The organism is Neobacillus niacini, from assembly GCF_031456445.1.
GTDB lineage: Bacteria > Bacillota > Bacilli > Bacillales > Cytobacillaceae > Neobacillus > Neobacillus niacini_I.
The window spans coordinates 49,724-76,669 of record NZ_JAVDUQ010000028.1 but is presented as its reverse complement, the minus strand read 5'-3'; the positions used below and the strand labels follow the sequence as shown (position 1 = coordinate 76,669).

Here is a 26,946-nt window from a genome sequence, read left to right as displayed (position 1 = left end):
TTTTAATTGTCAGACAACAACCATCAATTTGTGATTTCAAGAGAAGATTGGTCCCTCCACCGTAAAGGCCACGATGACCAGCAGCGGCACCAGGAAAAAGTTCAAGAGGCGATTCGAAATAATCTTCCAGATCTTATCACAGAAGAAAGCATCATTATGTCAAACGGTCGAGATGTGGTAAAAATTCCGATTCGTTCATTGGACGAATATAAAATTCGTTATAATTATGACAAAAACAAACACGTGGGCCAAGGTAACGGTGACAGCCAAGTCGGGGATGTAGTAGCACGTGACGGTTCTAGCGGGCAAAAGGGTCCAGGAAAAGGGCAAGGCGCAGGCGATCAAGCAGGAGAGGACTATTTTGAGGCTGAAGTTTCGTTAATGGAATTAGAGGAAGCGTTATTCAAACAGCTAGAGCTTCCAAATTTAAAGAGAAAAGAACAAGAGGAACATTTGGTTGAGAATATTGAATTTAATGATATTCGTAAAACAGGGCTAATGGGGAATATTGATAAAAAACGGACGATGATGTCTGCCTTCAAACGTAATGCGATGAGTGGGAAACCAGCATTTCATCCTATTTATAAGGATGATTTAAAATTTAAGACCTGGAATGAGGTCATTAAGCCTGATTCTAAAGCTGTTGTACTTGCGATGATGGACACAAGCGGAAGTATGGGAATTTGGGAAAAATATATGGCGCGGAGCTTTTTCTTCTGGATGACACGCTTTTTAAGAACGAAATACGAAACAGTGGAAATTGAATTTATTGCTCACCATACGGAAGCAAAGGTCGTTACCGAGGAAGATTTCTTTTCTAAAGGAGAAAGTGGTGGAACGATTTGTTCATCCGCTTATCGCAAAGCGCTTGAACTAATTGAGGACAAATACAGTCCGAGAAAGTATAACATCTACCCATTCCATTTTTCAGATGGGGATAATCTAACATCTGATAACGCCCGTTGTGTAAAATTAGTAGAAGAGTTAATGAAGGTTTCCAATATGTTTGGTTATGGCGAGGTTAATCAGTATAATCGTAAACCATATACACAAGAAAAGGCCGTCTCTATGACGGCCTAAACTTAGGGTAAATTTGGATTTCAAACTCTTCGCGCCTATGCCAATCTGTTTTTCGTAAGTAAGTAACTTTTTCAACTACTGTTTTTAATAATGCGTTTTTTCGCTCTGCATCCTCTGTTTCGGAATAAGCCTGAAGAACGTTTTTTAATTCTGGTAAATATTGATCTATTACAGAATTGCGAGATTCTTCTCTTTCTATCTCGTCTTCAAGGGTGTGAATTTCATTACTTAATGTGTCAATACGTTTAACTAAATTATCTTGTCGTTCCATAAAAGTATCTATATCGTAAATCCCTCTTTCGAGAAAATCATGTAAGTTACTTTTTTGTATTTTTAATGCTGACACTTCTTCTTTTTTCTTTTCAATTAATACCCTTTTATATGGAATATCCGTATTTTCTGTAGGGTCATCCGAATGGGTTATATCGACTAATTCGTAATACATTTTTTCTAATGCTTCTATTATTTTGTTTTCAACCAGTTCAAAAGTCGCTCCGCGTTGTACGCCTTTACAGCCTGGTTGCGTGCATCTTATAAAATCATGAGGACGATCAGGGCGTGGCTGGTACATCATTGTATACCCACATATTTCACACTTTAATATGCCGGCTAATGTGTTAGAGAGTCGTTTATTGGTCACTGTAGAAGGGCGCCACCGCCCCGAATGTGCTTTATTAGCAGCTTCGAATAGGTCACGGGACACTAGCGGTTCATGAGCGTTTTCTTTTATGGTCCACCTTTCTCGAGGCAGTTTCTTTTTTTGGTATTTACCGTTTCGTTTAACATAATCGACTTGTCCCCATATAATCGAACCGATGTAAGCCTCGTTCTTAATTATTGCGGTAATGCTACTCGGCGACCAAGTTTTTCGTTTAGGATTTGGTGGTTTAATTCCTAACCTGTCTAATTCTTGCGCAATAAATTGGCGACCATGCCCGTCGCGCATCATTTCGAACATTTTCTTTACGACCCACGCTGTTTCCGGATCGGGCTTAAGTTTTAAATTTTCATTACGGTTATACCCATACGGAGGAACCTTGCTAATTGACTTACCTTCACTAGCTGAAGCAACTCTGCCTCGTTGCATACGGCGCGTGATGGCTTTTAATTCTTCGCGGGCGACTAGCGACTTGATACCAAAAACTAATTCCCAAGTTTCGGACGCAGGGTCGTATATCTCGGTCGGCGTAATTATTTTCGTTCCAGAATACCGGAATGCTCTGTCGAGTAATCCTTGATCGAGCATATCGCCACGTCCTAGACGGTCTAGGTCCATCACTAATACCGCATCAACTGGATTAATCTCTAACTCTCGCAACAAAAATTGAATTTCAGGGCGCTCTGTCACGGATTCGCCCGACACAACTTCAGCGAATATTTTAACGATGGTGTGTCGTTCTTTCTTTGCAACTGAAAGTAGTGTTTTACGGTGACGTTCAAGGGTGTCGAAAGTTTCGCCCGTTTCAACAGCTTTTTTCTCTTCTTCAATATCTTTGCGGCTCTTACGTAAATAAATATAAATTGATTGGTCCGTAGGACGACTCATACAACTCACCTCTACACGTATTATAATCGCCACTACACATGAAGTAAACTATAATTCTACTGCGCGACTCTTCAAATAGATTCCTATTATATATTGAGGAGTGATAAACGTGTATAAGTACAAGTCAGGGGATACAACCGTAATTATTCATTCAACATTACCGTTAATGTCTTCGGAAGAAAGACGAAAACTATTCGAGGAAGAAAAGGCGAAAGGCAATCCAGTCATTAAAGAGATAACGGAGGCAATAAGAAACTGCTACAAGCGGCGCTGATGAGGCGGCGTTATTTTTTTGCGAAAAAGTGCGCGAGAATGATTTGGCGTTCCTATTATATAGTGTAAGGGTGGTACCCTTCGAAATAAATAAAGGAGGCGAATAAATGTCGAATGTATTGGCGTTCAACAATTCGGATGACCAACCGCAGAGACACCGCAAACCATTGCCGAATGACAAATCGATATTACTAGACAATGAACAAGGCTTCGAAGTATATAACAGAGAACTTATGCGGAAGGTATTTCCACGCATCATTAACGAAGCGCTCGACGTAGTTTATGCGGATTACAAACGCAAGCCGGAGATTCGCGATGTGGTGGCGTTTTACTTCCTACTACAGTCATACATCGACGGGAATCACAAAAGAGCTGACGGAAGTTTGAACGATCGCTTCGGCGCTTGCTTTTTAAACTACGAAACGATTCAGGAGCATTTGCGGATTGACCGAAGCCGAATCAATTTGCTGGCGAACGTTCTCGAAACTAACGGAGTTATTCGCACAACAGGGCATTACGAAGGGACAAAGCGTTTTAAATGGTACTTTCCGTCTTACTGTCCGAGGATTACTGACGACGGCTACATCGTAAATGAGTTTGGTGAAATTGTAAAACCGGACTTTTCAGCGTATCAATCGAAGAAAAAGCGTACTTGATGGAAAATGTGAAATAAGGAGATTGTGAAAATGGATAATGAATGGCGTTTTGTATTAGGGATATTTATCATATTTTCACTACAAATATTAGGTTGTGGGTTATTAGATTTAAAACAGTATTTAAGGCACAAAAATCGGAGGGTAGTCGAATGATAAACAAAGTTTTTGTTTTTGAAGTTGATGGGATACGCGTTACAACTCCAAAAGCGTATAGGCAAGAACCTTCAAAAGAACAAGTTTTAAATGATATAAAAGAATGGTTTTTCGAAAATTATCATATGTGGTTTGCGGTAAAGGAAAACGGTGTTGAAACAAATTTAGAGGATTGGCAGTAATTCGCATTTCGAAGATAAGGCGTCAGAAACGTTGATATGACGCTTAGTGTGACCAGACCGCACTAACGGTAGTGTGATTAGACCGCACTATCCATCGTATGACCTGGTCGCACTGTAAAAAGAGAAAGTAGTAAAAGAGAAATACGTAAAAGAGAAACAAAAGATTATTGCATATTCGCTAACGCAAATACGCAATTACGATTAATAAATATTAAAAGATTATGCAAAAGGAGATTAGCGAAAATGGATAAATGCTATATGGCGGTAAATAAAAAGACCGGTGAATTCTTTGGCGGAAAGAAACAAAGAACGCACATCGGCTATCCGAAACTCAACTTCTTAAAAAGCGCCATGACTAACGCAAGAGTTAATAAGGACGAATATTATTTCGTCAGCATTTCGTTTGATGAGAACATGTTTCCGCATGTTAATGATATTGACTAAAAAGGAGGAATCGCAATGAACAACGCAAAAGTAACTGTCCCACCGTCCGTAGCCACCGCCATCGCCCACTTCGTCAACCTAGCCGACACCAAAACGGAGGCTCTCACGGACATCCTATCGCTAGGCTACGAAACGGAACAGTCCGAAATCATCTTGCGCCATTTCGACGGCGACTACGATTTATTAATGGAGGCGCTGATTTGCGGATACCAAATCGAGAAGTCGCCGGAAGATAAGGTGCGCGAGTATTACGAAAATCTTTACTACGCGGCCGAAAAAACATGCGTTGAACACACGCTCGACCTACTCGGAATCAAAATCGCCGGGGTGAATGCGGATGAATAACTTATCGCCAGCCCTTGTCGCAACACTGACGAAGTATCTGCGTTATTTAACCGAAGCGCCTGCCGATGAATATACGCAAGGCACGATTGACGGCTTTAAAGAGGCGCTGCGGATTCTCGATATTAAGTTGCCGGAGGTGGGGGCGTGATGGAGCGCCAGCCATTCGAATACGATCGAATTTTTTATAACGAAGTCATCGACTATTTGCAGACGAAATGGCAACGCAAGCTGACCGAGCACGAAATTCACGTTTTAATCGAGGGCTATCGGTTCGGGAGGCTTGCGGAAATGGAGAACGAAATTAAAATACTGGAGGTTGAACGATGATGAGGCCGGAGGAATTAGCGGAAATTCGCAAGCGAGCGGAGGCAGCGACTACGGATGAGGCGATATTTATCGTTGAAGAAGACGTGCCGAAGTTGCTTGCGGAGATTGAGCGGTTAAGGGGTGCGTTAGAGGACATCGCAGATACAGGCGAATCTTATCACGAGCACTATTGCAGAGATATCGCGAGGGAGGCGTTGCGGAATGGCCAAAGCGACCTATAACGAAAAGCCCGTCGCCAAGTGGTCAACGAATGATTTTATCGCATACCTTTGCGACAGGCATCTCGCAGTCTATGGCACGGAATACACACCGCCAGGTCGAAACTGGCAAGTCGAAAGAGGATTAATCGGAACGCTAATCGGCACGAAAGGCAAGAACGCCAAGCCTCGCAAGTATGAGCCGGAAGTGGTCAAAGCGTTTATAGACGAATGCTTCCGGACGCACCGATGCACACCACAATGGCCGACCGTTAGCTTTACGTGGTTTTGGAAATGGAAGACGGATGTGTGGGCGCGGGTGGTGGCGTCGGAACGGCGGAGGCAGGCGGTAAAGGAATCGCAGATGCGGGCGGAAGTTGAGAACGAAGCGATTGACGATTGGTTATAAGGAGGTTTAAAGATGTTGGTAGAAAGAACGCAAGACTGGCGTTACGTATTCGCTAAATACGATAGGATAACCGATAGAATGCCGACTATATACGATTTAGTTTACGTGTCATATGTAGGCATTTTCGAAGTAGATAACGTCCACAATAATGGCGATATAGATGTAAGGGATGGCGAACGTTATTTCAGATTTCCGACATCTCAATACCGATTGATCGAACGAAAGGAGAAATGAAAAGTGAATTTAGAATCCAAAAATCGAATTATTGAAGCATTGAAAAATACGGTAAAATCTCAGCAAGATAGGATTGAACTGTATGAAAAGAAATTGAAGGATATAGAAAAAGTATTGGAATCTAGTCATTACTCAAATGCATTACATGAAATAAGTGACATTATTCTTAATTAATTAATGTCACACTACGAGGATAAATCGAAGGAGGTACAAATGAGAAACCAATTACTCGGACGTTTAGAACTAAATAGAGTTTACCAGTGGGATTGTATAGAGGGAATGAAGCAGATTCCGGATAAATCAATCGATATGATATTATGCGACCTTCCTTATGGTACGACCGCATGTAAGTGGGATACGGTAATACCATTTGAACCGTTATGGGAGCAATACAATCGGATCATTAAGGACAGCGGCGCAATTGTACTAACGGCAGCACAGCCGTTTACAAGCGCTCTAGTTATGAGTAGCCCGGACTTATTTCGCCACGAATGGATTTGGAATAAAAAGAACCCGACTGGTCATTTGTCTGCAAAGTATGCACCGATGCGATTGCATGAATCCGTTTTAGTTTTCAGTAAAAACAGAGTAACATATAATCCGCAAATGGAAGTGTTGGCGGAGGATGACTACAGAATCAGAAAAAATGGAAAACGGAGAACTCATAAAGAAGATACTGTATATGGAACGGTAAATGGCGGAATTAAACAAGAAAATAATCTACGATACCCAAAGACAATCATAGAATTTCCGAACGGGAATAGCCGAAAAGATAAAAAGGTACATCCAACACAAAAGCCGGTGGCTCTATTTGAGTATCTGATCCGCACATATTCAAACGAAGAGGATATCGTCCTGGATAATTGTATGGGCAGCGGAACTACAGCTGTAGCTTGCGTTAGAACAAATCGCAACTTTATCGGCTTTGAAACCGAACTAACATACGTAGAAATCGCCAACAAACGCTTAAAAAACGAATTAGAAACGCGGTAGGCAGACATTTCCTATAAGACGGAGCGCACCGGCAAGTACCTCCGTCAAACTTACTGAAAGTAAAGGAGGAATCGGATGTCACACGCAAATAACTGCATCTTATCATCGCGGTGCAAACTCGCCAGCTCTGCGCAATGTAACCGTCAATGTTCCGCATATATCAGTCTTCACGGATATTCCGGCAAGGGCGGGCGGATTGCAAACGCGGGAGCACCGGACGATTATAAATTATTAACGCTAAAGAATTCGCCAGCTCGCGAAAGTCAGGCAAAGATATACGCGACATTAGAAAAATACTGCTCCACGTTCGAACGGCAATTTGACGAAGGGGCGTCGAGAATTAAATCGATTTATATGTGGAGCGAAAGTCCCGGAAATGGGAAAACGACATCAGCGATCAGCGTTATGAACGAATGGATTATCGCAAGCTATTTAGGAGCCTTGCGCAGGAATAGGCAACCTTCGCAAGTACCAGCGGTATTTTTAGACACGAATAACTTTCAGACCGACTACAATCTCGCAACAATGACGAACGACGACGCGGAAATGGCGAAAATCCGTGCAACGATTCAGCGGACACAGACGGCGCCTTTTGCGGTGCTCGATGATATCGGGGTCCGGTCGGCCAGTGAGGCGTTTCGCTCGTATGTGCATGCGATTGTGAATTATCGGACGGCTAACGGACTGCCCACCGTTTTCACATCGAATTTGCCGATTGAGGAGATGGCTGTCGTGTTTGACGCTAGGCTTTACGATCGGATGCGCGATATGTGCGCGGTGTTGCATTTCAGCGGGAATAGTTTTCGTGGGAGGCGATAGTAGATGAAACGCGATTATACTCTTGATGCTAAAATAGCGTTATTAGAAATGAATTTCCGTTATCAATACTGGGGAAATCATCCGTGGATAAAAGAGACGATTATTCCTGTTAACGAATTTCAACGACAAATTTACGCTGAGGCGTGCGCAAAGGTTGAAGCGCAGTTTAGGAGGTTGACGCGCAGATGAGAGACAGCGAAGAATTCGAATTTGAACTACCGGCAGACCACGGCGACCTAGTAACGGTCGAGGGCTACGATGGGCGGCTGTTTATGGTCATCGCGTACCAACTAATCCGGAACTGCCTGCCGGAAGAGGAGTATAACGAAATCGTGTACGAAGTGATTGACGCCTACACTGGCGAGTTTTTGGAGGCTGACGGAGAGGATGTCGAGTTTGTGACTGACGCAGACCATGCGGCTGCGTATGTGCGGGAAAATCCAAAGCCTGCGGCGCCAGTGTATCCGGATTGGGCGATGGGTGTTATGAAGTCGTTAGAAGAAATCGAAGAATACGAAAAGGGAGCGATGGGAATGGCGGAACGTAAACCGACGGCAAGGGAATTGAGCTCACAGTTGGCGAAAGAGAAGAAGGCAGCACGGAAGAAGCGTGGCGAGAAGATTGATAACTTGCTAGATATGCGGATTTGGGCTGCGGATATGCTGGAAAAGACGGGTAACGAGGAGTTTGGCGATCGGGTATTTGCGATTGATGCCGAGTTGAAGAAGTTAACTGATGCGGACTAGATAAAAAGGGCGATAAAGTAATGTTTATTAAAGATAGTTATGAAGGTAGGAACATTACTTATGAATGTGATTTTGATGAATTTGAAAATAATGGACGAAGGTTGGTCTATTTGCGAGGGGTAAGAAAAATTATACCTGTGCACTTTTTGAAAAGAGTTTAACGTCACATTTCGAGAAAAAGTTGTCTTTGATTCGAATCGTGTAATGAGAAAGGGTGATTTTATTGATTAATCAATGTATTAGATGTGGAGAACATTTTTTGTCTAACCCTATTAAAAGAAACGATAATTTGTGTAGAGATTGTATTGACGATGGAGTTACCCAAGAAGATGACGAGAATTTGAATTAATACACACTTCGAGAATCTAATTCACGAATGATGAAAATTGCGAAGGGGTGAAACGATGCTCAAAAAACTATTTTGCTTGCATAAGTATGTGTTTGTAAGAAACCTTTATGGTTATGATTGTTGGGCAAACGGGTATAATCGGTCTCTTTGGGAATGCAATAAGTGTGGAAAACGCAAAGGGAAAAGTAAAACTTATTGATACGCACTTCGAATATTTTGCGAAACAAGTACACTAATTAATGACAGTGCGAACGCAAAATAAAATATGCTATATTGTGAAAGAGGTGAGCGAATGCATTATACGCAAATGTTACTAAGCAAAGTAATCGACGATAACAACGTCCAAGCGCTGACAAAATACGGCATTACAACGAAGGATTGTGCTACGGAGGGTGATAGGCAGACCCTCCGGTTTATCCTTGATTTTGCGGAGAAGAATCGTGGGCAGGCGCCCGGATATGCAACTGTTACCGCTGAATGTTCCGATTTCGTCTACACACCGCAAGTTTCAGATTCCTACGAATTTTTAGCTCGCGAAATTAAGAAGCACTCGGCAAAAGTGCAATTTGCGGAATTGGTTAACGGCAAGCTTGGCGAACAATTTGAAAAAGTTGGGCAAAAAGACATATTTTCGCTGTTTGACTGGTTGCAATCGGAAGTCGAAAGTATTAAACTAAATACGAACACTAGTTCGAAAATAGGGACGGACATCAAGACGGACGCTGAGTCGTTTCTTGCGGAATATAAACGCAGAAAAGCCGGCGAATCATTCAAAATACGGAAGTCGAAATTTCCGTCCATTAACGAACAAGTCGGCGGATACCTCAGCGGAAACATGTACACTTGGCACGGGCGATCCGGTCGCGGTAAATCCGTCTTTACGATGGAAGAAGCGATTGAGGCCGCCATGCAAGGGGCGAACGTTCTAGTGTGGGCGATGGAAATGTCGCGATTTGAGTGGATGGCGCGGGCTTACTCGGCAATCAGCGCCAAGGCGGGCATTGTGAACGCGAACATTGATGGAGTCGACTACGAGGCAGGCTTCGAGAATCGGGCGCTCCTAACCGGAAAACTTTCGGATGAATTCGAGGCAGGCTTTGAAGTATTCCTATTGCAAATGGCGGAAGGCGACTATATGCCTGGCAATATTACGCTAAGAGCTGCGGACGATGCCGACTTCTTTACACGGAACGTGAAGCAGTTGGAGGCGGATATCCTTGCGACAAAGGCTGACGTGGTGGTCGTGGATCCGATTTATCTGATGGACTACGAAGCGAATACGTCGAAAGTGGCCGGAGGTGATGTTGCGAACACTTCGAAGAGGATTCGGAGACTTGCCGGATTGACAGGCGCAGTGATTCACGTTATCACCCAGGCGGACGAGGTTAAGGACGACCGCGACGATGAGGGCAACCGGGAGTTAAGACCGCCAAAGCGTGCGGAAATTAAAAAGACCAAAGCGGTGCTCGAGGATGCTGCGAATGTGTTCGGAATTGATACGTTAGATGGGGCCGGAATCATTGAAATCGGTAAGGGGCGGAATGGTGGCGAGGGAACGCAAGTCGAAGTTTTATATTTACCAAATTACGGTATTGTGCGCGAGGTGGAAACGGGTGAGGCAGCCGTCAGCCAGTTCAACTTCTGATAATTTATTTCGTTTGTAACGTTTCTATTACGAAGATATAAAAATTATTGCAAAAAATTAAATTCGACAAAATTCACCCTTTTCACCTACGTTTTTTAGTCGTATAGTTAGATTAGAGAAAGGGAGATATACAATATGCAAAACGTTGATATTCGCGCGGAACTCGAAAAGTATACGTGGATTAAACCGCGCTGGTCTTCCCACAAACTTATCGCAGCATCGCCGTTTCGCTACGACCACTCTCCGTCCTTTTTCGTGCGCCTCGAGCCCTACGGAGACATTCCGGCAGGCACATGGGCCGATAGCGGAGCGTATGACGAGGAATGGCGGAGCGGCAACTTCGCAAAATTGCTTGCATATTTACGCAACGAAACGTATGAAGAAACGGAAGAGTACTTGCGGACTGAGTACGGATGGCAAGAAGAGGCCAGCGATACCGTTACGCTCAAACCTATTAATCTACGTATTCAGCGGAATAGGCAACCGCTGAATAGCGACATCTTAGCGAAATTTACTGAAGATTATACGTATTTAAAAAATCGCGGAATTAGCGAGCGCGTCCAACGGCAAATGGGCGTTCTTTATGATGCGCAAAGCCAGGCGGCCGTCATTCCGTGGTTTTCGGCTGACCGGCGCCTGGCCAACGTCAAATATCGCAAAATTTACGGTAAGACGTTTTATTACGTAAAGGGCGGACGTCCTATTCGCGAGCTAGTGTACGGAATTGAGCGGGCGGAGGCAACGACGGTCATTTGTGAGGCGGAAATTGATGCGCTGAGCTGGCAGACAGCAGGCGTAGCGGCCATCGCAGTAGGTGGCGCGAGTTTTAACCATTGGAAGCGGGATTTGATATTACGATCGCCCATCGAGGAACTAATTATCGCAACGGATAACGATAAGGCAGGCGGCAAACTGCGGAGGGAAATCGAGATGGCGATGAAAGGGCACACACGCGTTAGGCATGCGTATGTGAGAAGCGATTGTAAGGACGCGAATGAGGCGTTGTTGAAATGTGGGGTAGAGGCGTTAGTTGAAGCGGTCGAGTCGGCGGAAAGCTGTCCGCAAATATACGTAAGTTTACGTAGTCCTGGTCGCGGTAAGCAATAATACTTACCTCTGCTAACGGTGCTTGCTAACATAGTGCCATTCGTATAGGTCGTCGATGTGACATCCGATTGCATCGGCGATTAGTTTGGCGTTCTTGAGCGAAAGGGTATGGCGTCCGTTGGCGATGTCCGATATGTAGGACGGAGTTTTGCGGATTTTCTCCGCTAGTTGGACTTGCGACATTCCGATTTCGTCGAGCCGATCTTGTAGCAAGCACCTTCCGACCGTAATCAGCGGTGCTTCACCTCGTTATATTAATTTATTTTTGTTTGGAGCCGTCCGGAATAAAACGGACAACTTTTTCAATGGGGACGTCAAGGAATAAGCAAATCTTTTCGATTGTGCTTAGGTTGACGTCTTTATTTTTATTTATTGCTGCGATGGTCTTAGGATGAAGGATTTTATCACGCATATCACTAATTACCATATTCTTTTCTTCTAGTGTTTTGTGGAGAGGAGAAAAGTCTATCATTTTATCCACTTCCTTCCTATTTCGTGTATACTTGAGTGAACATTTGTGGTACAATTTAATTATACCAACTAAGGGAAAAATTAACAATAAATTTTAAGGGGGATTTTTGGTGAACGCACTTTCTAAAGAGATTTACAACCTTATTGAAGATCATGACACTTTGAATATTGAAACAGTCGCAAAACTCATTGGTTGTACTAAACAAGAATTATCTCGCTTCCTTAATAATAAAGGAGGACTTAGTTTTCGTAAACTCCTTAGATTATCGTATGTTCTTTTTCCGGATAATCAAGAAGAAATTATGGCAAACTGGTGCTTGCGTATAAATACCACAGAATCCATCAAGCAAAGCTTCGAGTATGCTTCCATAACTCGCAATAAAAAAGTATTAAAACAACTAATTGATTTATACGCAAATGATAAAACTGTTTCAAAGTACGTAGCAGTTTACTCAATACTTTACGACTTTTATACAGATGAAATCGGCGCCAAGGATATCGTAAGTAGGTTGAATAAGGTAGGGCAGCTAGCCGGAGAATTGGCGATTTTATCTGATATCATCAAGTGCTATAACTATTATTATTTCGAAAAGTATCATTTAATATTAGAAACAGCAAAAGAAGCTGAGAAACTGGTTTATCAATTTAATGATAGGCATTTATTCATCAAAGAAAGTTACTTACATAGAATTGCTGAATTACTTGGCCATGTTAGCGTGCATTTTAACGATGTTGAATCTGCGCGTTATTATGCTTCATTAATTATTAATGCAAATATATGCGCGAAAACAGTTTCTGGTGCGTTTGATATAGTGGGGATGTCGTACTTGTCCGAAGATGGAAACGAGTGTATCGAAAATCTTCGAATAAGATACGAAATCGCCAAAACACTCGGAGAGCCCAGCATAGAAAAAATGGCTCGACGTAACTTGGATTACGCTAAACTTTATTTAAACTTCAAGCTAGATGCAGATTCTGATCCGATACTACTACGACTGCAAAACAATAAGGGTAGCGAATTCGAATTAAAACTACTGAAGGAGGCGATTTTTCAACAGGGCGAAGATGATTTTTTAGTCTTATTAAGAGCCTGCGCAAGAAACTCTTTAGAAAAGATGCACGAATGCAGACGTTATTTTTTCAAGCAATCTAACTATTTATTCGCCAGTATTGCGGCTAGAGAAGCTAAGAAGCTTGGAGAAACATCAGCGTTAGTCGATGACTTCATTAAAATCAAAATTGAAATTAAAGGGGACGTTAAATTTGAAGAAAATTTTATTAGGTGTTTTAATCGCAGCAGCCATCATCGTTGTTCCATTAGTGCTTAGTCACGGAGGCAAAGATATTGCTAGCGACAAGGTTGGAGGGTTTATCCTTTTCTCAGATAAAGTCGGCGGTTGATCGAATATAAAAGTGAATATTATGAAGTATTTTATGGCAGCCATCGTGGCTGCCTTTTGTTTTTTGTTCAATAATGTATACTTTGGTATACTGTTCACCTTGGTAAACGAAATATCGGAATTGGAAGTTTGTTTACTTTCTACATATTTCCAGTTACCCATGCTATATTTAATACAAGCAAAACGTGCAAGTACATTAAAAAATAATTTTAAAAAAAAATGTGCGCGACTTTTTAAACCCATACGTTTAATAAAGTGAAGCCACGATAAAAGGAGTGTTGAAATGAATAACCAACAACTTAATAACCTGGTGCTGAAGTATCAAAACGATCGAAGTGACGAAACGTTCACGCAGATCTACGAAATGGTATCCGCAAACTGGCGCAGCCTTGAAACGGTTGGCAAATCGATCAGGGCGAGTAAAGACGAAGTCATCGCAGCCTACCAAGACACTTTGATGAGTTGCATCGAAAAGTATGACGGTCGAGCGGATTTCATCAACATGCTCAATCGTAGCATTCGCTTCAAACGCAACGACATCTACCGAAAGAAAAAGCGACTGTCCGAATTCGAAGTATACGCAGCACCAGTTGAAAACGATGACGGTTCCGAAGTGGCATTCGAAATCGCCGACGAATTCAATCTCGAAGATTTTATTACCGCAAAGAAAAAAGCCGACCAGTTGGCGCTGATCGACTATCTTCTGAGCGATGCGGATGCAAAAACGATTGGCGTCGTTAATGAATTCCTTCAACATCCGAAGCCTACCGCAACGGCAATTGCGAAGGTTCTCGGTTTACACCACTCTACTGTAATACGCACACTCGAACGCCTGGCGGGCAAATTCGATTCTAAAAAATACGGCGACTATTCCGATTTCTTAGTTGCGCTTTAATTTATCGAGGTCAGTAGGGCGAATAGGCATTACGTCCTACTCCTCGTTTCTATTATACGTCATAACGAACATAATCGTAAATAACAATAACATTAAAAAATAATTAAATCAATATTACGGAGGTATTTCCGCGTGAAAAATTCAACCGTTAATAAATATTATGCACAACAATCCGAAAAGAATACGTTAGTTGAGCGGCAGATTGAGCGGTTGCAACACGATCCAATCCGCTTATGCGACGGAGAGAACGAGCGTGTCAGCCTCCGTCCGATTAAGGCGGTGAAGCCGGGATGGTATTGAATATCGTAGCTATCGCGTTTATTGCATACGTCATGTACGGAGTTTGTAAAATCGAGGAGGTCGAGAATGATGGGCGCATTAATAAGCATCGCTGAGGTTAAACGCAAGCAGATGATCGCGATGTACGTGAAATTTTACGGCACAACTTACGACAGCACACGCAAATAAACGAATGGATGGCGATTCAATTATCGCCCGTCCGTGAACGCTTCGAACAAAAGCGCTGACGCAAGCTGACTGTACGTAACGGCCGGCCCACCGTCCAGGACTTGGCGACTTTCGAAGCGACCATGGGCGGATGACCCGGCCTGAAGCGAAGGTGAACAAATCGCTTGTATCGGAGGGTAGTCCGGTAATCCCGCGCAGGGGGCGACAAAAACATACTGTGATATATCCAGTTTCGGGATTCCTTCCGAAGCCACTGCCTAACAAATTTATGCGTCTTACTCAGGGAACGCGGTGATGAAATGATGCCGGCTAACTAGCGAGGGCACCGCGCAAGTCGCTTGATGAAACGGGTTAGGGCGACATTTTACCTTAATTAGCGGAGCAATCCGCCAGCGGCCATAACCTTCGCAGGAAAACGGGAAGGTCCGAGATATCCTTGGACACCGTCGGTTGTTCGTGAGCCATTTTCGCGGACGACTAACGGAAAGTACCGTTAAGCCTGCGTCGGCTAGCGATTTACTTACGAGGACGGAACAGGCAGCCGTCGCCATTCTTAGCGGAATTTGGAGATGCGGAAACATTGCCGAAAGGTCATGAAGTCACTCCGCCGTAAGTAGTCGCTAGCGGGCGCGGGAATTATCCGGTGTTCGAATATTAACCGAAAAGGAGACGATTTAATGAGTCAATTTCAAAGTGGCGCAGATGCGCTAAACGCACTTAACGCAGTAAACGAAGGTGGCGGAAACAAAGCAGAATTTGCTTCGTTAAAATCCGGCAGCTCTTACAAGGTCCGCGTGTTGGGAACTGCCGATCTTATCAGGTTTTACTCGTATGGGATATTCAAACGCGTAAATAGTTTCGTTGCGAAAAATCCTTCCATTAAAAACGCGAAAGGCTATCCGGTAGAAAATTACACGCCTTGGGATTCCGCATTTCAGTATTACAACGACATAAAACGCAAAGCCCAAGACGCAGGCAACGCGGATAAGGAAAAGGAATACGCAGAGCTTGCGTACCAATTCAAAGCGAAGGAACGCTATGCACTCGGATTTATCGACCTGGCGACAGGCGAGCCGATCATTATCGACCTATCGAAAAAGCAGGCGCAAACAGTCCATGCGGTCATTAAAAAGAACGAAAAGAAGCTCGGCAAGGTGGCGTTCGAACTTTCGAAGTCAGGGTCCGGCCAACAGACTACGGTTATGCTATCGTTACTATTCGATTTAGACGAGGACTTGGACGATAAGGAACGCAAGAATTTCGAAGCTTACGATGCCGTAGACGGGTTACCGAAGGAATTCGATATGTCGCTATTTGACGGACTGCTTTACGAAGCTGACGACAAGGAAATGACGGAGAGCTTGGTGGCGGCTGGCTTTGATATTAGCTTAATCGGGTTAAGCATTGGCGCAAGTGGCACGGACTTAAAAGAAGATAATTTCGAATTTTAAGGAGGCGAATATCGGATGTTTAATACTAGGATAGAAATTACGCTAGTTACAGGCGAAAAAATACCGCTTTTACTTGAGTCGGAAAAACCGATTCGAACACCTGAAGAATTAGTAGATGCGCTTTCTAATATATTCTTTAACGGAAATTTTTACATCTTCAACGGAATTATAAGTGCAGCTCACGTAGTTTCTATAAGGTTTGAGGAGGAGGAATAGAATGCATTTTAAATGGGTTTTCGGTAAAAAGTCACATTATATGTTAGCGGTATTGTGGACGATTCTAGCGATAGGCTCATTCGCAAAAGGTCACTGGGTTATCGGAATCCTTGGAATAATTATCGCCTTAAATGACTTTAAAGATGCGCGAGCAGGTATTGAAGTTACTATGTTCGAGTTTCAAACCGGAAAGGCTGTGAAATAATGGCGCACGAAACGCAAATTACCGGAGCAATCTCCGAATTAGTCGCAGCAAAATTAATGATGGAAACTCTCGGGTATGAGGTCGCAAAGCCTCTAGTCCCGGAAGTTTACGATTTCCTAGCGCGTGACCCGGCTAACGGGCGCGCCCACCGCGTCCAGGTTAAAACGCTAAGGGTGCGGACTGACCGCGATAACGCGTTAGTAATTTACGCAAAGAAAGGTAACGGAAAGCCTTACACGCCGGATGAAGTCGATCTGATAGTGGGTGTTGACGGTAATCGTGCTTTTATGTTCGAATGTACCGGATTAGGCGAATATTGGAGCACGGAGCAGACGGCAAAGAAACGCTGGATTGAGTTAAATAATACGGAAGCGGAGGCGGTTTAATAATGGCGAAAATTATTATTGGCGAAATGACGTTCGAAGGTACTATCGAGGAATTGAAGCAAATGGGCGTTAAGTTTCCGGTTGAGGAAGAGGCGCAGCCCGAGCCGTTGAAAGTCGGAGATTATGCGAAGGTTGTAGGAAATGGCAATAAAGGACCGGAGTGTCCTCATCCGTTTGAGATAGGCGAAATTGTAACTATCCTTCAACACGCACAGGGAACGAAAGGGCCAGTTTTTGTGTCCGATTCATTACTCGGAGGAAAAGGAGGCGTTGCAACTGTTGATGTTGTACGCGCAACCGACGAAGAAGTCGCCGAAGCCAAACGCGAACTCGCTGCCAAGACGGAACGAAAAGAACTTGAAGAAAAATGGGCGAAAATCGGTCGGAAGCCTAACGAGTTTAAGAAGGGCGATATCGTCATCACCAAAGGAAGCCCTGCATATAAAAAAGGAACCCTACGCATTGTGAAAGAGGTGGCACCAAAAGGTTACGGAGATTATGAACGAGGTTTAACGCTTGAAGGAGGCGGTTGGATTTATAAGCATAACGTAGAACTAATCACGCCAGTCGAGGCGCGCTTCGATGCCTAAATGCGCAAACTGTAACGCCCAAGTAACGACCGCCCTCTACGATGACCGAGCGGAACTCTACTTTTGCGACGAGCAGTGCTTTCGCGAATGGGCGGATGATGGTGGCGCGGAGACGGTGCGGGAGTTTTACCGGACGATGAACGTTAGCGAGGTGGATACGTGAAGATTTCGCTAAATTTACCTTACGGTTTACCGAAGACAGATACAGACGCAAGCCAGCGGTTGGCAACGGCGGTTGAGAAAAAGAAGGCGGCGACTGAGAGTATTGAAGAGGCGTGGTCGCGAATCCTCGATATGAAAAATTCGGAAGCGGATCAGGTGCGATTATTAGAAGTACGGAAGGCATTCGCAGAGGGCACGTTAGGCAGGTCGCCCTCTGACGCTTCCAAGCGATTTAGTAAGGCGGAGGCTTTGCGGTTATATAAGCAACTGGCGGAAAGTCAGCGCGAACAGAAACTGGCGGAGCTTGTGGCGAAGACTCCGAGCAATTATTACCTTGTAAGTACACTCGAAATGTTGCACGGAATGGTTGACGATATTAAATCGTCCGAAATCATCGCATTTGACTGCGAAACATTCGGCGAAAACAATGGAGCGCTAGACCCGTGGCGCGGCAACGTTGCGGGGTTCTCCGTCTCCACAAGGAAAGCGAGTTATTACGTTCCATTAAACCATGTTGATAATCCGATATGTTATGACGGATGGAATGACCGTGAAATAGTAAGCGAAGTAAAAGACGTGTTAGAGCATTCGAAAATTGTAATGCACAACGCTCCATTTGATTGTAAATGGTTTGCGGTTAAATACGGAATGAACTTAACGGATGCACTTCACGCTGACACACGCATAATGGCGATGAGCCTTGACGAGAATCGCGATCACCGTTTGAAAAACTTGCTGACTGATTGGTTGAAGCAACCCAGCGATAACTTCGACGAGTTATTTCCGAACGTGCAGTTTAACGAAGTTCCGCTTGATGTTGCGTTACCTTATGCGGCAGGGGATACGGAGAAAACGCTGAAACTTTACGATTGGATTATGGCGCAATATGAAAAGCGCGAGGACTTACGGCAACTCAAGCGTTTAATGTTCGAGATTGAAATGCCAGTGGCGCGCCAGTTTATTAAGTCAGATATTCGCGGAATTAGGTTTGATACGGACCACGCTGCGGAACTTGACGCAAAGTTAGCGGTTGAGGAAGCGGAGTTATACCGCAAGATAACCGAGTTATTCGGCGAGGAAATAAACCTTAATTCCCCAGCGCAGTTAAGTAAAAAGTTATTCGGAGATTTAAAACTGACCGATCACGGAAAAGGCTCGACGAATAGCCGGTTTATGAAGAAGTTAAAGCGCGAGCATCCCGTTATTCCGTTATTGCTCGAATATAAGGAAATCGGAAAACTACGCTCATCCTTTACGCAAAAGTTACCAAAAGAAGTTAAACACGACGGCAAGATTCATCCGTGGCATAACACATGGGGAGCTGCGACAGGGCGGTTCACTTGCAAGGACCCTAATACGCAACAGATACCGGCAAAGCGCCCGGAAATACGCCACTTATTCTTGGCGACCGGACCTGACCGCATTCTAGTATCGATTGACTATTCGCAGATTGAGCTCCGAGTACTTGCGCACATGGCGAATGAAACGATACTGATTGAAGCGTTCGAAAAAGGCCAGGACATTCACTCGACTACTGCGGCATTAATTAGCGGTTACACTTACGAGGAAATCGAGGCGAATAAGGATACAGATGGCTCACCGCATCAGAAATATCGGAAGCAAGCGAAAATAGTAAACTTCGGAATTGTTTACGGAATGGGTGCCGGTAAGCTTGCTGATACGCTGGAAATATCGAAGAAGGAAGCGCAAAAAATTATCGACGATTATTTTAAAGGTTATCCGGGAATCAAGCGCTACATGGACGAACAACACCGACAAGTTAAGAAACAAGGATTCGTAACGGATATATTCGGACGAAAACGCCGATTACATTCCGAAGTGAAATCGCGAGAAAAGTGGAAGGTATTAAGCGCGGAGAGAATGGCGGGAAATTTTCCGATTCAAGCGAGCGCTGGCTCGGTACTGAAAAAAGCAATCTGCGACTTGCAATCGGTGTTACCGAAATATGATTCGTATATATTGCTACAGGTTCACGACGAACTTGTGTTCGATTGTCCGAAAGATATTACGCAAGAAGGCTTAAACGAAATTAAATCAACGATGGAGCAAGCGGTAAAACTGGCGTGTCCGGTCCGTTGTGACGTCGAAATAAATCCAGAGCGATGGCTCGATAAAGTAAATAACGAGGAGTGGTTTGATGATAACGATCAAGAAATTTAGCCGTCCAGGGTGCCGCCCTTGTACAGCATTAGCGAATTATTTAGGGGATATCGATTTGTTTGTCGCTGGTGTGACGTTAGAAAACGTTGATATTACGGAACATCCGGAAGTTATTGATAAATACAATTTAAACTCCGTCCCTGTTCTCGCGTTCTTCCGCAACGGAGTCGAAGTCGGCCGCCTAGTCGGACTGGTCGGAACGGAAGAAATCCTTGACGCGATTGAACATGCGAAGGTGGTGCGCTAATGAGCGAAAATAAGTTTAGAATATCCGTTGATGTAAAAGACACGGAATTGTTCCAAACGATGCTAACTTATACGGAAGCTTTAATCGGCATCCTTTCCGAATACCATTTGTCCGAAAGTGACGAGCGGAAGCTTAACGAAATATCAGGCGCGTTTTTCCAAATCGAAGGTAGGAGAGAGCTGTGATCGCGCTCTATTACGTGGTAGTCATGGCGGTGGTATACTTTGCGGTCCCATTCGCCTGGCCTTCCGTTCACATTACGCTGATACAGGCGGCGACGATTACGTTACTCGCTTTCTTAGTGAAGACGTTCTTGGCGCCAGAGAGTCCGGAGGTTTATGTAATCAACGGAAAACATTACGAGGGGGAATCGGAATGAACGAAAAGCATTTATATAGTTTCGAATGTGATTGCGGTAGAATGGGCGCGCTTTACGGATTATTTATCGCAACTGAATCGGAGGTAACTGACGCGGTTGGTAAGAACGCTTATTTCGGTGAAGTGCTCGGAAAGCATAGCGAGGTTTACGGAACTATCGAGGAAAGTTATATAACAAAAATCGAAGTATCTCCGCTGACCTTGAAGGAGTTAGAAGATAAGTTTGGCGATACGCTAAGCGGTTATAACCCATTAGAATATCTTTCTGGGGAGGACGAATAATTGACGAATATAAACGAAATTGCACGCCATTTCACGCAGGAACTAGACTGGTGGTATTCTATGCCTGAAACGTTCGACAACGAACTAGACCGTCAGATCCATCAATGGTACGCAAATCCACCGCAAGTGTGGCCGAAGCGTCCGTATTTCTCGCCGTCCAACTCGAAAGCTTGCCCGCGAGAATTATACGTCAAAGCCAAGCGTGCAAAAAGGGATTCGTTTCCTAAGCCCCCATATCAGGGAAGATGGCAGGAAATCGGAACGGCGATCGGCGACGTCATTCAGCGGACGGTCCTCGCAATGGAACGCAAGTTGCCTGGATGCCCATTCCGTTTTGAAAAGAACGAAGACGGCACGCCAGTATTCGAAGACTTTGCGAAAAAGAATCACGAAGTTATTCATAATGGCCAACGCTTCTATCTGTACGGAACATGTGACGGAATCATGCAATATGTAAACGAAGATGGCGAAATCATCCGTGTTGGCCTCGAGATAAAGTCGAAGCAAAGCACGCCAGCCAAGACGTCGGTTCACTCAATGCGAGAAGCCGAGGAAGGCCACCGTAAGCAATGCGTCGCCTACTCGATTATGTATAACGTCGATTACTACATTATCCTCTACGTTAACACAGCGAAAAAGGCGTGGGTAATGAGCGACGATGAATACGAAGTAACTCCGGACATTCGGGCGTTTGGCTTTGAGATAACGGATGCCGACCGTGCAGAACTGCTTGATAACTTTGCGGAAATCACGCGCTGTATTAATATGGATACGCCGCCAGCTCTAGATTTATCGCGTTGGACATTTAACGGATTCAAGACGGCATGTGCGCTCGACTTGTCGGACGATGAGTTCCAGACGTTGAAGGCGCAAGTCAAGCGGGCGCAGCGGTCAGGGCTTCCGCAATATGTAAAGGATCAATACGTTGACGCGTTCATGTTTATTCAGGATGTTCGCGAAGGAGGTGCCGAATGATGGCTAAATATCGAAAGAAACCCGTTGAGATTGAGGCATGGCAGTTTACGAAAAAGAATTTCACCAAAGGCGCGCCCGACTTCATTAAATACGCTCCAAATAAACCTGTAACTCTATATAGCCAATACGGTGGAGATGTTATATACGGTGAAATTCAAACGCTCGAAGGAGAAATGAGAGTATCGGAAGGTGATTATATAATTCGCGGAGTACAAGGCGAGTTCTATCCATGTAAGCCGGACATCTTCGAACAGACTTATGAGAAGGTGGAGCGATGAGAGTTCTCGGGCTAGACCTCTCGCTAACCTCTCCGGGGTTCGCAATCATCGAGGTCAAAAAAGGCAAGCCTCGCCTAATCAAAACGGCCAACTTTACGACTGACTCATCGACGGCCCAGGCGCTCCGGTACGAGGAAATCGAGGCGTTCACATTGCTTTTTATTCGCGAAAATAGGCCGTTTGATATTATCGCCCGAGAGGTGTGGCCTCCTGCGCGTAACTACGTACAAAATAACAAGATTCATGGCGCCTGGAGTGCGGTAGAGCGAGCGTTGTCGCGGTATGGGTACGAAGTTAACGAACATCTGACGCCAAGTAACGTTAAGAAGACGGTCACAGGAAATGGGGCGGCCAAGAAGCCGGAGGTCGCCGCTAGTGTCCGCAAGTTGCTCGGACTAGGCGAAGACTATAAGTTTGATAGCGACGATCACTCGGATGCGGCCGCCATAGCTCTGGCGTATCTGATTCGTGAAAAATTAATTAAAACGGAGGGATAACGATGGGTGTCGATTGGTATGCATGTGAAACTTGCGGAGAAACTTTTCCAGATTGCGGAGATTATGTATCTTGCGAGTGTGGCCGTTCTTGGTGTTCGGATGGGTGTGCGGAAGCGGATGGGTACCGTCAGGAAGAAGACGGGTATACACTGAAAGGCTCGACTTACGAGCAGGAAACAAGCTGCAACTATTGTCGCGGAGAGGAATTCGAAGATTACGAGTATTTAGATTTAGCGCTTGAACTTCTCGGCAAGACTCGCGAAGAGTTATCGCAGATACTGAAGGCGCGCAAGAAATGACCACCGAAGAAACACTCGCCAAATTGCACGCAGAACTGATTCGCCAGCGTCACGAGATTGATTACGGCTTGCGGCGCCTGGCTGACGCTTATCGGGCGAAAATGGTAGAGTATCGCCAGGTTTCGCATGGGATTATCGGAATTGAGGAAGAACTACGGAATTTAAAGGAGAGAAACGAATGACTACAACTTACACTAACGAATTAAAAGCGAAATTAAACGAGGATATTGCGCAATTTAAGCAGGTGTTTCCGGTTACAGACGATATGAAAATGGCATTTAGCGGAGTATCACGCCTAATCATGCTCGACCGATACACATTTAAGGATACGGAAAAGAAAACGCTAAAAGTCGGCGACTTCGTTGTGCTGACGGTTAAAACTGATCCGAAATTTCCTGCGCGCGGTTACGGCTATATCACCGCAATTGATTGGACTGAACGTAAAGCCAGCGTTAAATTAGACGAGTCATTTGTCGGAGTTCTTGAAGATGCGGAGGAACTTGCGACCGGCATCGTGACCCGTCCGTTAGATATTATTGACAAACCACTCGAAATCTATTACGAGCAAATTGCGAAACGGAATGCGCGAGGACTGGCGGCGGTTGAAACTGACGAAGCAAAACGAGAGCAGGCGTTCAATGATTTCTACGAAATTTTATCGTCGCTTGACTTCGTGCCAGGCGGTCGCGTCATTTACGGAGCTGGGTCGGAGACTGACGTAACATATTTTAACTGCTTTGCAGGGGATACCATCGTTCAAACAGCTTACTACGGCCCACAAAAAATCAAAGACCTTAAAGGCGAATATGAAGTTTATTCAATGGATGGCATAATTCGAAAAGCTGAATTTAAATCGTTTGGAATTCAAGAGTTATATGAAGTAGAATTCGCTAACGGCGAAAAGATCAAAACAACAGCAGGCCATGAGTGGTACACATATGATAGAAAAAAATCTAATTACATCAAAGTGACTACTTTAGAATTAGAAGGACAGAAAATACCTGTTGTTGGTCAACATTTACGATTAGGTGATTCCGAAGAATACAAAAAAGGCATCCAACACGGCGTCGTTTACGGAGATGGAACATTAGAAAACGGTTCTCATACAATGGTTCTCCTTCACGGAGAAAAAGAACAATTAGCTGAATTCTTTGGCAACTATACAGTCACGCCTCACTACAACGGAGATTATGTAGGAGTGTATGGATTGCCAAAACATTTTAAAGAACTTCCTTCGGAATCAGAATCTAATGATTATTGGTATGGTTTTGTTGTAGGATTAATCGCAACAGACGGATCATGCGATGAACGTGGTTCAGTAATGATTCATCAGTCAAGCAAAGAAGATCTTCAATGCATTGCTGATAACTTATATAGAACACCTTTTGTACATTCTGATATTCGTATGACAAGAGAGTTAAATCCATACAACGGAGATTACTCACCTTGCTATGCTTTACAGTTAATTAAATCAACTATCGCAGCAAGTGACTTAATCAAACAATCACACTATGAAAAGTTTACGTCTTCACCTTTAGCTAGAAGAACAAACATTGATGTAATATCAGTTAAACCATTAGGATACAACGAAGAAGTATTCTGTTGCGAAGAACCAGAAACACATTCATTTGTTATTGGAACAGGATATTTAACATCAAACTGTTACGTTATGCCTTATCCGCAAGACTCACGCGAAGGTATCGGAGAGCACCGCAATAAAGTGATGGAAATCATGTCGCGCGGTGGTGGCGTAGGTACAAATGGATCAACGTTGCGTCCAAAAAACGCTATTGCAAAAGGTGTTAACGGAAAGTCGTCCGGCTCCGTTTCATGGCTCGATGATATTGCGAAATTAACACACTTAGTCGAGCAGGGCGGTTCAAGACGCGGAGCTCAGATGATTATGCTTGCGGATTGGCATCCGGATATTCTCGACTTTATTATTTCGAAAATGCAGAATCCTCGTATTCTTCGATTCTTAGTCGAAAATACAAACGATGAAGAGATTCGTAGATTGGCGCAAGCAAAGCTAAAATTCACGCCATTAACTCCGGACGAAAAAGCAGTTTATGAAACTTCTGCGATGCATTTGCCGGATGGGCCAGCGAGAAAGCAAGCGCAACAAAAGTTAGCAGATGGCGGTACTTATTCCATTAACAATCCGGAATTCTTAACCGGTGCAAATATTTCCGTTGCCATTACGAAAGAGTTTATGGATGCGGTCGAGAATGGTACGGAGTATGAGATGCGTTTCCCAGACATCGAAAATTACAGCGAATATGACAAGGCGCTTTATAACGATAACTGGCATGAATACGGAGATGTTCGCGAATGGGAAGCGCTTGGTTTCGGAATTAAGACATACCGCACAATCAAAGCGAAAGAGTTATGGAATCTGATTAATATTTGCGCAACATATAGTGCCGAGCCTGGCATCTTCTTTATCGATAACGCTAACGAAATGACTAACGCAGTGTCTTACGGTCAAAAGGTCGTAGCAACTAACCCATGTGGAGAGCAGCCTCTAGCGCCTTATTCCGTTTGTAACTTGGCGGCAGTCAATCTCGCTAACATGGCGAACAAAGAAACGAAAGAAGTCGACTATGACCGCTTAAAACGCGTTGTCGAAATCGGTACTCGCTTCATGGATAACGTAATCAACGCAACTCCATACTTCATGGAAGAAAACACGAAGCAAGCGCTAGGCGAGCGTCGTTTAGGCATGGGTGTTATGGGTTTACACGATCTACTAATCTATTGCGAAGCTGAATACGGCAGTGAACGTGGAAATGGAATCGTCGATAAAGTATTCGAAGTTATGGCGACTACCGGTTATCGCGCATCAATTGAACTCGCGAAAGAAAAAGGGCCGTTCCCGTTCCTTAATAACTTGGAAAACGGTCGCGAACTATTCATTAATTCCGGTTATATGAAGAAGATGCCGGAAGATATCCGTCAAGGCGTACTTGAGCACGGAATCCGTAACTCGCACCTATTGACGGTCGCACCAACAGGAAGCACCGGTTCGATGGTCGGATGTAGTACCGGACTTGAGCCGTACTTCTCATTTTCTTACTTCCGTAGCGGTAGACTCGGTAAATTTATGGAAGTCAATGCGGAGATCGTTCAAGAATATCTTGACGCAAACCCTGGCGTAGACAAATCTAATTTACCGCATTGGTTCATCAGCGCGATGGAACTATCACCAGAGGCTCACGTTGACGTTCAGTGTATTATTCAGCGATGGATTGATTCTTCGTTAAGTAAAACCGTTAATGCTCCGAAAGGTTATGCTGTCGAGCAAGTAGAGGCTGTTTATGAGCGCTTATATAGAGGTGGAGCAAAAGGCGGAACGGTTTATGTCGACGGCTCGCGTGATTCGCAGGTCCTTTCATTAAAAGCGGAAGAGAATACGTTTGAAGATACCGAAGTCGAATCACCGAAAGTCGTTCTTGTCGACACGATTAATGAAATTCGTTCGACTGACGTAACTTATGGCAACGAGGTGGGCGAAACTTGCCCGGTTTGCCGAAAAGGCGAAATCATTGACGCAGGCGGTTGCAATACGTGCAGTAACTGCGGCGCTCAACTAAAGTGCGGGCTGTAATATGCGCAAGTCCTGGGATGAGTATTTCATGGACATCGCCTTCATGGTGGCGGAAAGGTCGACGTGTCGCAAGTTGCACGTCGGCTGTGTCCTCGTAAAAGACAATCGGATTATATCGACCGGCTACAATGGATCAATTCGCGGACATGAGCATTGTACGGACGCAGGTTGCCTACTTAACGATGAAGGACGATGCATTCGGACCATTCATGCGGAACAGAATGCAATATTACTGGCGCTGACTTCAACGGAAGGTTCAACGGCTTACGTAACGCATGAGCCTTGCGAAAACTGTACGAAATTATTGAACCAAGCGGGAATTAAACGGGTTGTTTACGCCAATCCGTATAAGAACACTCGTAATAAAGAATTTATGCGCGGAATGATTTCGGAAAAATTATTGAAATAACTGCGCGAAACCCCCAACTCGCGCGACATAACAAGTGTAAGGGC

The 26,946-nt window shown here is 44.4% G+C and carries 38 protein-coding genes; 35 read left to right on the top strand and 3 right to left on the bottom strand.

Going from position 1 to position 26,946, the window contains the following annotated elements; translation table 11 throughout:
* Positions 1 to 6 precede the first annotated feature (6 nt).
* The gene (gene yhbH, locus J2Y67_RS20100) at positions 7 to 1,080 is read left to right on the top strand and encodes a sporulation protein YhbH (RefSeq protein ID WP_310176898.1); all 1,074 of its coding nucleotides are present in this window, start codon (positions 7 to 9) and stop codon (positions 1,078 to 1,080) included.
* Here yhbH and J2Y67_RS20095 read toward each other — a convergent pair.
* Entirely contained in the window at positions 1,067 to 2,626 is a 1,560-nt protein-coding gene (locus tag J2Y67_RS20095) for a recombinase family protein (protein ID WP_310176895.1), read from the bottom strand. The genes yhbH and J2Y67_RS20095 overlap by 14 nt on opposite strands.
* A 109-nt stretch (positions 2,627 to 2,735) precedes the next feature.
* On the opposite strand from J2Y67_RS20095, the gene J2Y67_RS20090 reads away from it, so the two are divergent.
* The 16 genes from J2Y67_RS20090 to J2Y67_RS20015 all read left to right on the top strand — a co-directional run bounded on the left by J2Y67_RS20090 (position 2,736) and on the right by J2Y67_RS20015 (position 11,505).
* Positions 2,736 to 2,900: a hypothetical protein gene (locus J2Y67_RS20090; RefSeq protein WP_310176894.1), complete on the top strand. Its 165-nt coding sequence runs from the start codon at positions 2,736 to 2,738 to the stop codon at positions 2,898 to 2,900.
* 106 nt (positions 2,901 to 3,006) lie between these two features.
* Entirely contained in the window at positions 3,007 to 3,555 is a 549-nt protein-coding gene (locus tag J2Y67_RS20085; protein ID WP_310176892.1) for a hypothetical protein, read from the top strand.
* Positions 3,556 to 3,704: 149 nt separating this feature from the next.
* On the top strand, positions 3,705 to 3,890 hold the full coding sequence (locus J2Y67_RS20080; RefSeq protein ID WP_310176891.1) for a hypothetical protein: 186 nt from the start codon (positions 3,705 to 3,707) through the stop codon (positions 3,888 to 3,890).
* 243 nt (positions 3,891 to 4,133) lie between these two features.
* Positions 4,134 to 4,334, top strand: coding sequence for a hypothetical protein (locus J2Y67_RS20075; RefSeq protein ID WP_310176889.1), 201 nt, complete (start codon positions 4,134 to 4,136; stop codon positions 4,332 to 4,334).
* 15 nt (positions 4,335 to 4,349) lie between these two features.
* Positions 4,350 to 4,679 (top strand): hypothetical protein, encoded by a 330-nt coding sequence (locus J2Y67_RS20070; RefSeq protein WP_310176886.1) that lies wholly within the window; start codon positions 4,350 to 4,352, stop codon positions 4,677 to 4,679.
* Positions 4,672 to 4,827, top strand: coding sequence for a hypothetical protein (locus tag J2Y67_RS20065; protein WP_310176884.1), 156 nt, complete (start codon positions 4,672 to 4,674; stop codon positions 4,825 to 4,827). The genes J2Y67_RS20070 and J2Y67_RS20065 overlap by 8 nt, the downstream gene beginning before the upstream one ends.
* On the top strand, positions 4,827 to 5,006 hold the full coding sequence (locus tag J2Y67_RS20060; protein WP_310176882.1) for a hypothetical protein: 180 nt from the start codon (positions 4,827 to 4,829) through the stop codon (positions 5,004 to 5,006). The genes J2Y67_RS20065 and J2Y67_RS20060 overlap by 1 nt, the downstream gene beginning before the upstream one ends.
* Entirely contained in the window at positions 5,003 to 5,227 is a 225-nt protein-coding gene (locus J2Y67_RS20055; RefSeq protein WP_310176880.1) for a hypothetical protein, read from the top strand. The genes J2Y67_RS20060 and J2Y67_RS20055 overlap by 4 nt, the downstream gene beginning before the upstream one ends.
* Complete coding sequence (locus J2Y67_RS20050; protein WP_310176878.1) at positions 5,208 to 5,612, top strand: hypothetical protein; 405 nt, start codon at positions 5,208 to 5,210, stop codon at positions 5,610 to 5,612. The genes J2Y67_RS20055 and J2Y67_RS20050 overlap by 20 nt, the downstream gene beginning before the upstream one ends.
* A 237-nt stretch (positions 5,613 to 5,849) precedes the next feature.
* A complete protein-coding gene (locus tag J2Y67_RS20045; RefSeq protein WP_310176876.1) occupies positions 5,850 to 6,020 on the top strand; it encodes a hypothetical protein in 171 nt (56 codons plus the stop codon).
* 39 nt (positions 6,021 to 6,059) lie between these two features.
* A complete protein-coding gene (locus tag J2Y67_RS20040) occupies positions 6,060 to 6,839 on the top strand; it encodes a DNA-methyltransferase (RefSeq protein ID WP_310176874.1) in 780 nt (259 codons plus the stop codon).
* A 75-nt stretch (positions 6,840 to 6,914) separates the two neighbouring features.
* Positions 6,915 to 7,658, top strand: a complete 744-nt coding sequence (locus J2Y67_RS20035) for a P-loop NTPase family protein (protein WP_310176871.1) — start codon at positions 6,915 to 6,917, stop codon at positions 7,656 to 7,658.
* Between the two features lie 3 nt (positions 7,659 to 7,661).
* Positions 7,662 to 7,847 carry a hypothetical protein gene (locus tag J2Y67_RS20030; protein ID WP_310176869.1) on the top strand — a complete coding sequence of 62 codons (186 nt, stop codon included), beginning with the start codon at positions 7,662 to 7,664 and terminating at the stop codon, positions 7,845 to 7,847.
* A complete protein-coding gene (locus J2Y67_RS20025; protein ID WP_310176867.1) occupies positions 7,844 to 8,404 on the top strand; it encodes a hypothetical protein in 561 nt (186 codons plus the stop codon). The genes J2Y67_RS20030 and J2Y67_RS20025 overlap by 4 nt, the downstream gene beginning before the upstream one ends.
* A gap of 641 nt (positions 8,405 to 9,045) precedes the next feature.
* On the top strand, positions 9,046 to 10,398 hold the full coding sequence (locus tag J2Y67_RS20020) for an AAA family ATPase (RefSeq protein WP_310176866.1): 1,353 nt from the start codon (positions 9,046 to 9,048) through the stop codon (positions 10,396 to 10,398).
* 135 nt (positions 10,399 to 10,533) lie between these two features.
* Positions 10,534 to 11,505 carry a toprim domain-containing protein gene (locus J2Y67_RS20015; protein WP_310176863.1) on the top strand — a complete coding sequence of 324 codons (972 nt, stop codon included), beginning with the start codon at positions 10,534 to 10,536 and terminating at the stop codon, positions 11,503 to 11,505.
* Positions 11,506 to 11,517: 12 nt separating this feature from the next.
* Here the strand turns inward: J2Y67_RS20015 and J2Y67_RS20010 are convergent, their stop codons facing one another.
* Together J2Y67_RS20010 and J2Y67_RS20005 are read right to left on the bottom strand one after the other, a co-directional pair.
* On the bottom strand, positions 11,518 to 11,718 hold the full coding sequence (locus tag J2Y67_RS20010; RefSeq protein ID WP_310176861.1) for a helix-turn-helix domain-containing protein: 201 nt from the start codon (positions 11,716 to 11,718) through the stop codon (positions 11,518 to 11,520).
* Between the two features lie 46 nt (positions 11,719 to 11,764).
* Positions 11,765 to 11,977, bottom strand: coding sequence for a helix-turn-helix domain-containing protein (locus tag J2Y67_RS20005; RefSeq protein ID WP_310176860.1), 213 nt, complete (start codon positions 11,975 to 11,977; stop codon positions 11,765 to 11,767).
* A gap of 109 nt (positions 11,978 to 12,086) precedes the next feature.
* On the opposite strand from J2Y67_RS20005, the gene J2Y67_RS20000 reads away from it, so the two are divergent.
* The 18 genes from J2Y67_RS20000 (at position 12,087) to J2Y67_RS19915 (ending at position 26,902) form a co-directional block, all read left to right on the top strand.
* Entirely contained in the window at positions 12,087 to 13,304 is a 1,218-nt protein-coding gene (locus tag J2Y67_RS20000) for an AimR family lysis-lysogeny pheromone receptor (protein ID WP_310176858.1), read from the top strand.
* 355 nt (positions 13,305 to 13,659) lie between these two features.
* The gene (locus J2Y67_RS19995) at positions 13,660 to 14,271 is read left to right on the top strand and encodes a sigma-70 RNA polymerase sigma factor region 4 domain-containing protein (protein WP_310176856.1); all 612 of its coding nucleotides are present in this window, start codon (positions 13,660 to 13,662) and stop codon (positions 14,269 to 14,271) included.
* A gap of 1,145 nt (positions 14,272 to 15,416) precedes the next feature.
* Positions 15,417 to 16,190 carry a hypothetical protein gene (locus tag J2Y67_RS19990; RefSeq protein WP_310176854.1) on the top strand — a complete coding sequence of 258 codons (774 nt, stop codon included), beginning with the start codon at positions 15,417 to 15,419 and terminating at the stop codon, positions 16,188 to 16,190.
* A 15-nt stretch (positions 16,191 to 16,205) separates the two neighbouring features.
* Positions 16,206 to 16,406: a hypothetical protein gene (locus tag J2Y67_RS19985; RefSeq protein WP_310176852.1), complete on the top strand. Its 201-nt coding sequence runs from the start codon at positions 16,206 to 16,208 to the stop codon at positions 16,404 to 16,406.
* A 1-nt stretch (position 16,407) separates the two neighbouring features.
* On the top strand, positions 16,408 to 16,611 hold the full coding sequence (locus J2Y67_RS19980; protein WP_310176850.1) for a hypothetical protein: 204 nt from the start codon (positions 16,408 to 16,410) through the stop codon (positions 16,609 to 16,611).
* Positions 16,611 to 16,997, top strand: a complete 387-nt coding sequence (locus J2Y67_RS19975) for a PDDEXK-like family protein (RefSeq protein ID WP_310176848.1) — start codon at positions 16,611 to 16,613, stop codon at positions 16,995 to 16,997. Before J2Y67_RS19980 ends, J2Y67_RS19975 begins: the two co-directional genes overlap by 1 nt.
* 2 nt (positions 16,998 to 16,999) lie before the next feature.
* Positions 17,000 to 17,587: a hypothetical protein gene (locus J2Y67_RS19970; protein WP_310176844.1), complete on the top strand. Its 588-nt coding sequence runs from the start codon at positions 17,000 to 17,002 to the stop codon at positions 17,585 to 17,587.
* Between the two features lie 159 nt (positions 17,588 to 17,746).
* Positions 17,747 to 19,930 (top strand): DNA polymerase, encoded by a 2,184-nt coding sequence (locus tag J2Y67_RS19965; RefSeq protein ID WP_310176841.1) that lies wholly within the window; start codon positions 17,747 to 17,749, stop codon positions 19,928 to 19,930.
* Positions 19,908 to 20,177, top strand: a complete 270-nt coding sequence (locus J2Y67_RS19960) for a thioredoxin family protein (protein ID WP_310176839.1) — start codon at positions 19,908 to 19,910, stop codon at positions 20,175 to 20,177. Before J2Y67_RS19965 ends, J2Y67_RS19960 begins: the two co-directional genes overlap by 23 nt.
* Positions 20,177 to 20,362: a hypothetical protein gene (locus J2Y67_RS19955; protein WP_310176837.1), complete on the top strand. Its 186-nt coding sequence runs from the start codon at positions 20,177 to 20,179 to the stop codon at positions 20,360 to 20,362. Before J2Y67_RS19960 ends, J2Y67_RS19955 begins: the two co-directional genes overlap by 1 nt.
* A gap of 190 nt (positions 20,363 to 20,552) precedes the next feature.
* Positions 20,553 to 20,837: a hypothetical protein gene (locus J2Y67_RS19950; RefSeq protein WP_310176834.1), complete on the top strand. Its 285-nt coding sequence runs from the start codon at positions 20,553 to 20,555 to the stop codon at positions 20,835 to 20,837.
* On the top strand, positions 20,838 to 21,812 hold the full coding sequence (locus J2Y67_RS19945; RefSeq protein ID WP_310176831.1) for a hypothetical protein: 975 nt from the start codon (positions 20,838 to 20,840) through the stop codon (positions 21,810 to 21,812).
* Complete coding sequence (locus J2Y67_RS19940; protein WP_310176829.1) at positions 21,812 to 22,090, top strand: hypothetical protein; 279 nt, start codon at positions 21,812 to 21,814, stop codon at positions 22,088 to 22,090. Before J2Y67_RS19945 ends, J2Y67_RS19940 begins: the two co-directional genes overlap by 1 nt.
* Positions 22,087 to 22,587, top strand: a complete 501-nt coding sequence (locus J2Y67_RS19935) for a crossover junction endodeoxyribonuclease RuvC (RefSeq protein ID WP_310176827.1) — start codon at positions 22,087 to 22,089, stop codon at positions 22,585 to 22,587. The genes J2Y67_RS19940 and J2Y67_RS19935 overlap by 4 nt, the downstream gene beginning before the upstream one ends.
* A 6-nt stretch (positions 22,588 to 22,593) precedes the next feature.
* The gene (locus J2Y67_RS19930; RefSeq protein WP_310176825.1) at positions 22,594 to 22,740 is read left to right on the top strand and encodes a hypothetical protein; all 147 of its coding nucleotides are present in this window, start codon (positions 22,594 to 22,596) and stop codon (positions 22,738 to 22,740) included.
* A 169-nt stretch (positions 22,741 to 22,909) separates the two neighbouring features.
* On the top strand, positions 22,910 to 23,068 hold the full coding sequence (locus J2Y67_RS19925; RefSeq protein ID WP_310176823.1) for a hypothetical protein: 159 nt from the start codon (positions 22,910 to 22,912) through the stop codon (positions 23,066 to 23,068).
* Positions 23,065 to 26,493: a vitamin B12-dependent ribonucleotide reductase gene (locus tag J2Y67_RS19920; protein ID WP_310176822.1), complete on the top strand. Its 3,429-nt coding sequence runs from the start codon at positions 23,065 to 23,067 to the stop codon at positions 26,491 to 26,493. Before J2Y67_RS19925 ends, J2Y67_RS19920 begins: the two co-directional genes overlap by 4 nt.
* A 1-nt stretch (position 26,494) precedes the next feature.
* Complete coding sequence (locus J2Y67_RS19915) at positions 26,495 to 26,902, top strand: deoxycytidylate deaminase (RefSeq protein WP_310176820.1); 408 nt, start codon at positions 26,495 to 26,497, stop codon at positions 26,900 to 26,902.
* Positions 26,903 to 26,946: the final 44 nt, after the last annotated feature.

Bases quoted from the DNA above. Each gene is read 5' to 3' on its own strand.
- J2Y67_RS20075 (WP_310176889.1), top strand. From the start codon at position 4,134: ATGGATAAATGCTATATGGCGGTAAATAAAAAGACCGGTGAATTCTTT.
- J2Y67_RS19960 (WP_310176839.1), top strand. From the start codon at position 19,908: ATGATAACGATCAAGAAATTTAGCCGTCCAGGGTGCCGCCCTTGTACA.
- J2Y67_RS20020 (WP_310176866.1), top strand. From the start codon at position 9,046: ATGCATTATACGCAAATGTTACTAAGCAAAGTAATCGACGATAACAAC.
- J2Y67_RS19990 (WP_310176854.1), top strand. From the start codon at position 15,417: ATGAGTCAATTTCAAAGTGGCGCAGATGCGCTAAACGCACTTAACGCA.
- J2Y67_RS20095 (WP_310176895.1), bottom strand. From the start codon at position 2,626: ATGAGTCGTCCTACGGACCAATCAATTTATATTTATTTACGTAAGAGC.
- J2Y67_RS19975 (WP_310176848.1), top strand. From the start codon at position 16,611: ATGGCGCACGAAACGCAAATTACCGGAGCAATCTCCGAATTAGTCGCA.
- J2Y67_RS20080 (WP_310176891.1), top strand. From the start codon at position 3,705: ATGATAAACAAAGTTTTTGTTTTTGAAGTTGATGGGATACGCGTTACA.
- J2Y67_RS20085 (WP_310176892.1), top strand. From the start codon at position 3,007: ATGTCGAATGTATTGGCGTTCAACAATTCGGATGACCAACCGCAGAGA.
- J2Y67_RS20025 (WP_310176867.1), top strand. From the start codon at position 7,844: ATGAGAGACAGCGAAGAATTCGAATTTGAACTACCGGCAGACCACGGC.
- J2Y67_RS20055 (WP_310176880.1), top strand. From the start codon at position 5,003: ATGATGAGGCCGGAGGAATTAGCGGAAATTCGCAAGCGAGCGGAGGCA.
- J2Y67_RS19915 (WP_310176820.1), top strand. From the start codon at position 26,495: ATGCGCAAGTCCTGGGATGAGTATTTCATGGACATCGCCTTCATGGTG.
- J2Y67_RS20015 (WP_310176863.1), top strand. From the start codon at position 10,534: ATGCAAAACGTTGATATTCGCGCGGAACTCGAAAAGTATACGTGGATT.
- J2Y67_RS19970 (WP_310176844.1), top strand. From the start codon at position 17,000: ATGGCGAAAATTATTATTGGCGAAATGACGTTCGAAGGTACTATCGAG.
- J2Y67_RS20070 (WP_310176886.1), top strand. From the start codon at position 4,350: ATGAACAACGCAAAAGTAACTGTCCCACCGTCCGTAGCCACCGCCATC.
- J2Y67_RS19995 (WP_310176856.1), top strand. From the start codon at position 13,660: ATGAATAACCAACAACTTAATAACCTGGTGCTGAAGTATCAAAACGAT.
- J2Y67_RS19940 (WP_310176829.1), top strand. From the start codon at position 21,812: ATGGCTAAATATCGAAAGAAACCCGTTGAGATTGAGGCATGGCAGTTT.
- J2Y67_RS19950 (WP_310176834.1), top strand. From the start codon at position 20,553: ATGAACGAAAAGCATTTATATAGTTTCGAATGTGATTGCGGTAGAATG.
- J2Y67_RS20050 (WP_310176878.1), top strand. From the start codon at position 5,208: ATGGCCAAAGCGACCTATAACGAAAAGCCCGTCGCCAAGTGGTCAACG.
- J2Y67_RS20030 (WP_310176869.1), top strand. From the start codon at position 7,662: ATGAAACGCGATTATACTCTTGATGCTAAAATAGCGTTATTAGAAATG.
- J2Y67_RS20005 (WP_310176860.1), bottom strand. From the start codon at position 11,977: ATGATAGACTTTTCTCCTCTCCACAAAACACTAGAAGAAAAGAATATG.
- J2Y67_RS20040 (WP_310176874.1), top strand. From the start codon at position 6,060: ATGAGAAACCAATTACTCGGACGTTTAGAACTAAATAGAGTTTACCAG.
- J2Y67_RS19955 (WP_310176837.1), top strand. From the start codon at position 20,177: ATGAGCGAAAATAAGTTTAGAATATCCGTTGATGTAAAAGACACGGAA.
- J2Y67_RS20035 (WP_310176871.1), top strand. From the start codon at position 6,915: ATGTCACACGCAAATAACTGCATCTTATCATCGCGGTGCAAACTCGCC.
- J2Y67_RS19985 (WP_310176852.1), top strand. From the start codon at position 16,206: ATGTTTAATACTAGGATAGAAATTACGCTAGTTACAGGCGAAAAAATA.
- J2Y67_RS20060 (WP_310176882.1), top strand. From the start codon at position 4,827: ATGGAGCGCCAGCCATTCGAATACGATCGAATTTTTTATAACGAAGTC.
- J2Y67_RS19920 (WP_310176822.1), top strand. From the start codon at position 23,065: ATGACTACAACTTACACTAACGAATTAAAAGCGAAATTAAACGAGGAT.
- J2Y67_RS20065 (WP_310176884.1), top strand. From the start codon at position 4,672: ATGAATAACTTATCGCCAGCCCTTGTCGCAACACTGACGAAGTATCTG.
- J2Y67_RS19980 (WP_310176850.1), top strand. From the start codon at position 16,408: ATGCATTTTAAATGGGTTTTCGGTAAAAAGTCACATTATATGTTAGCG.
- J2Y67_RS19935 (WP_310176827.1), top strand. From the start codon at position 22,087: ATGAGAGTTCTCGGGCTAGACCTCTCGCTAACCTCTCCGGGGTTCGCA.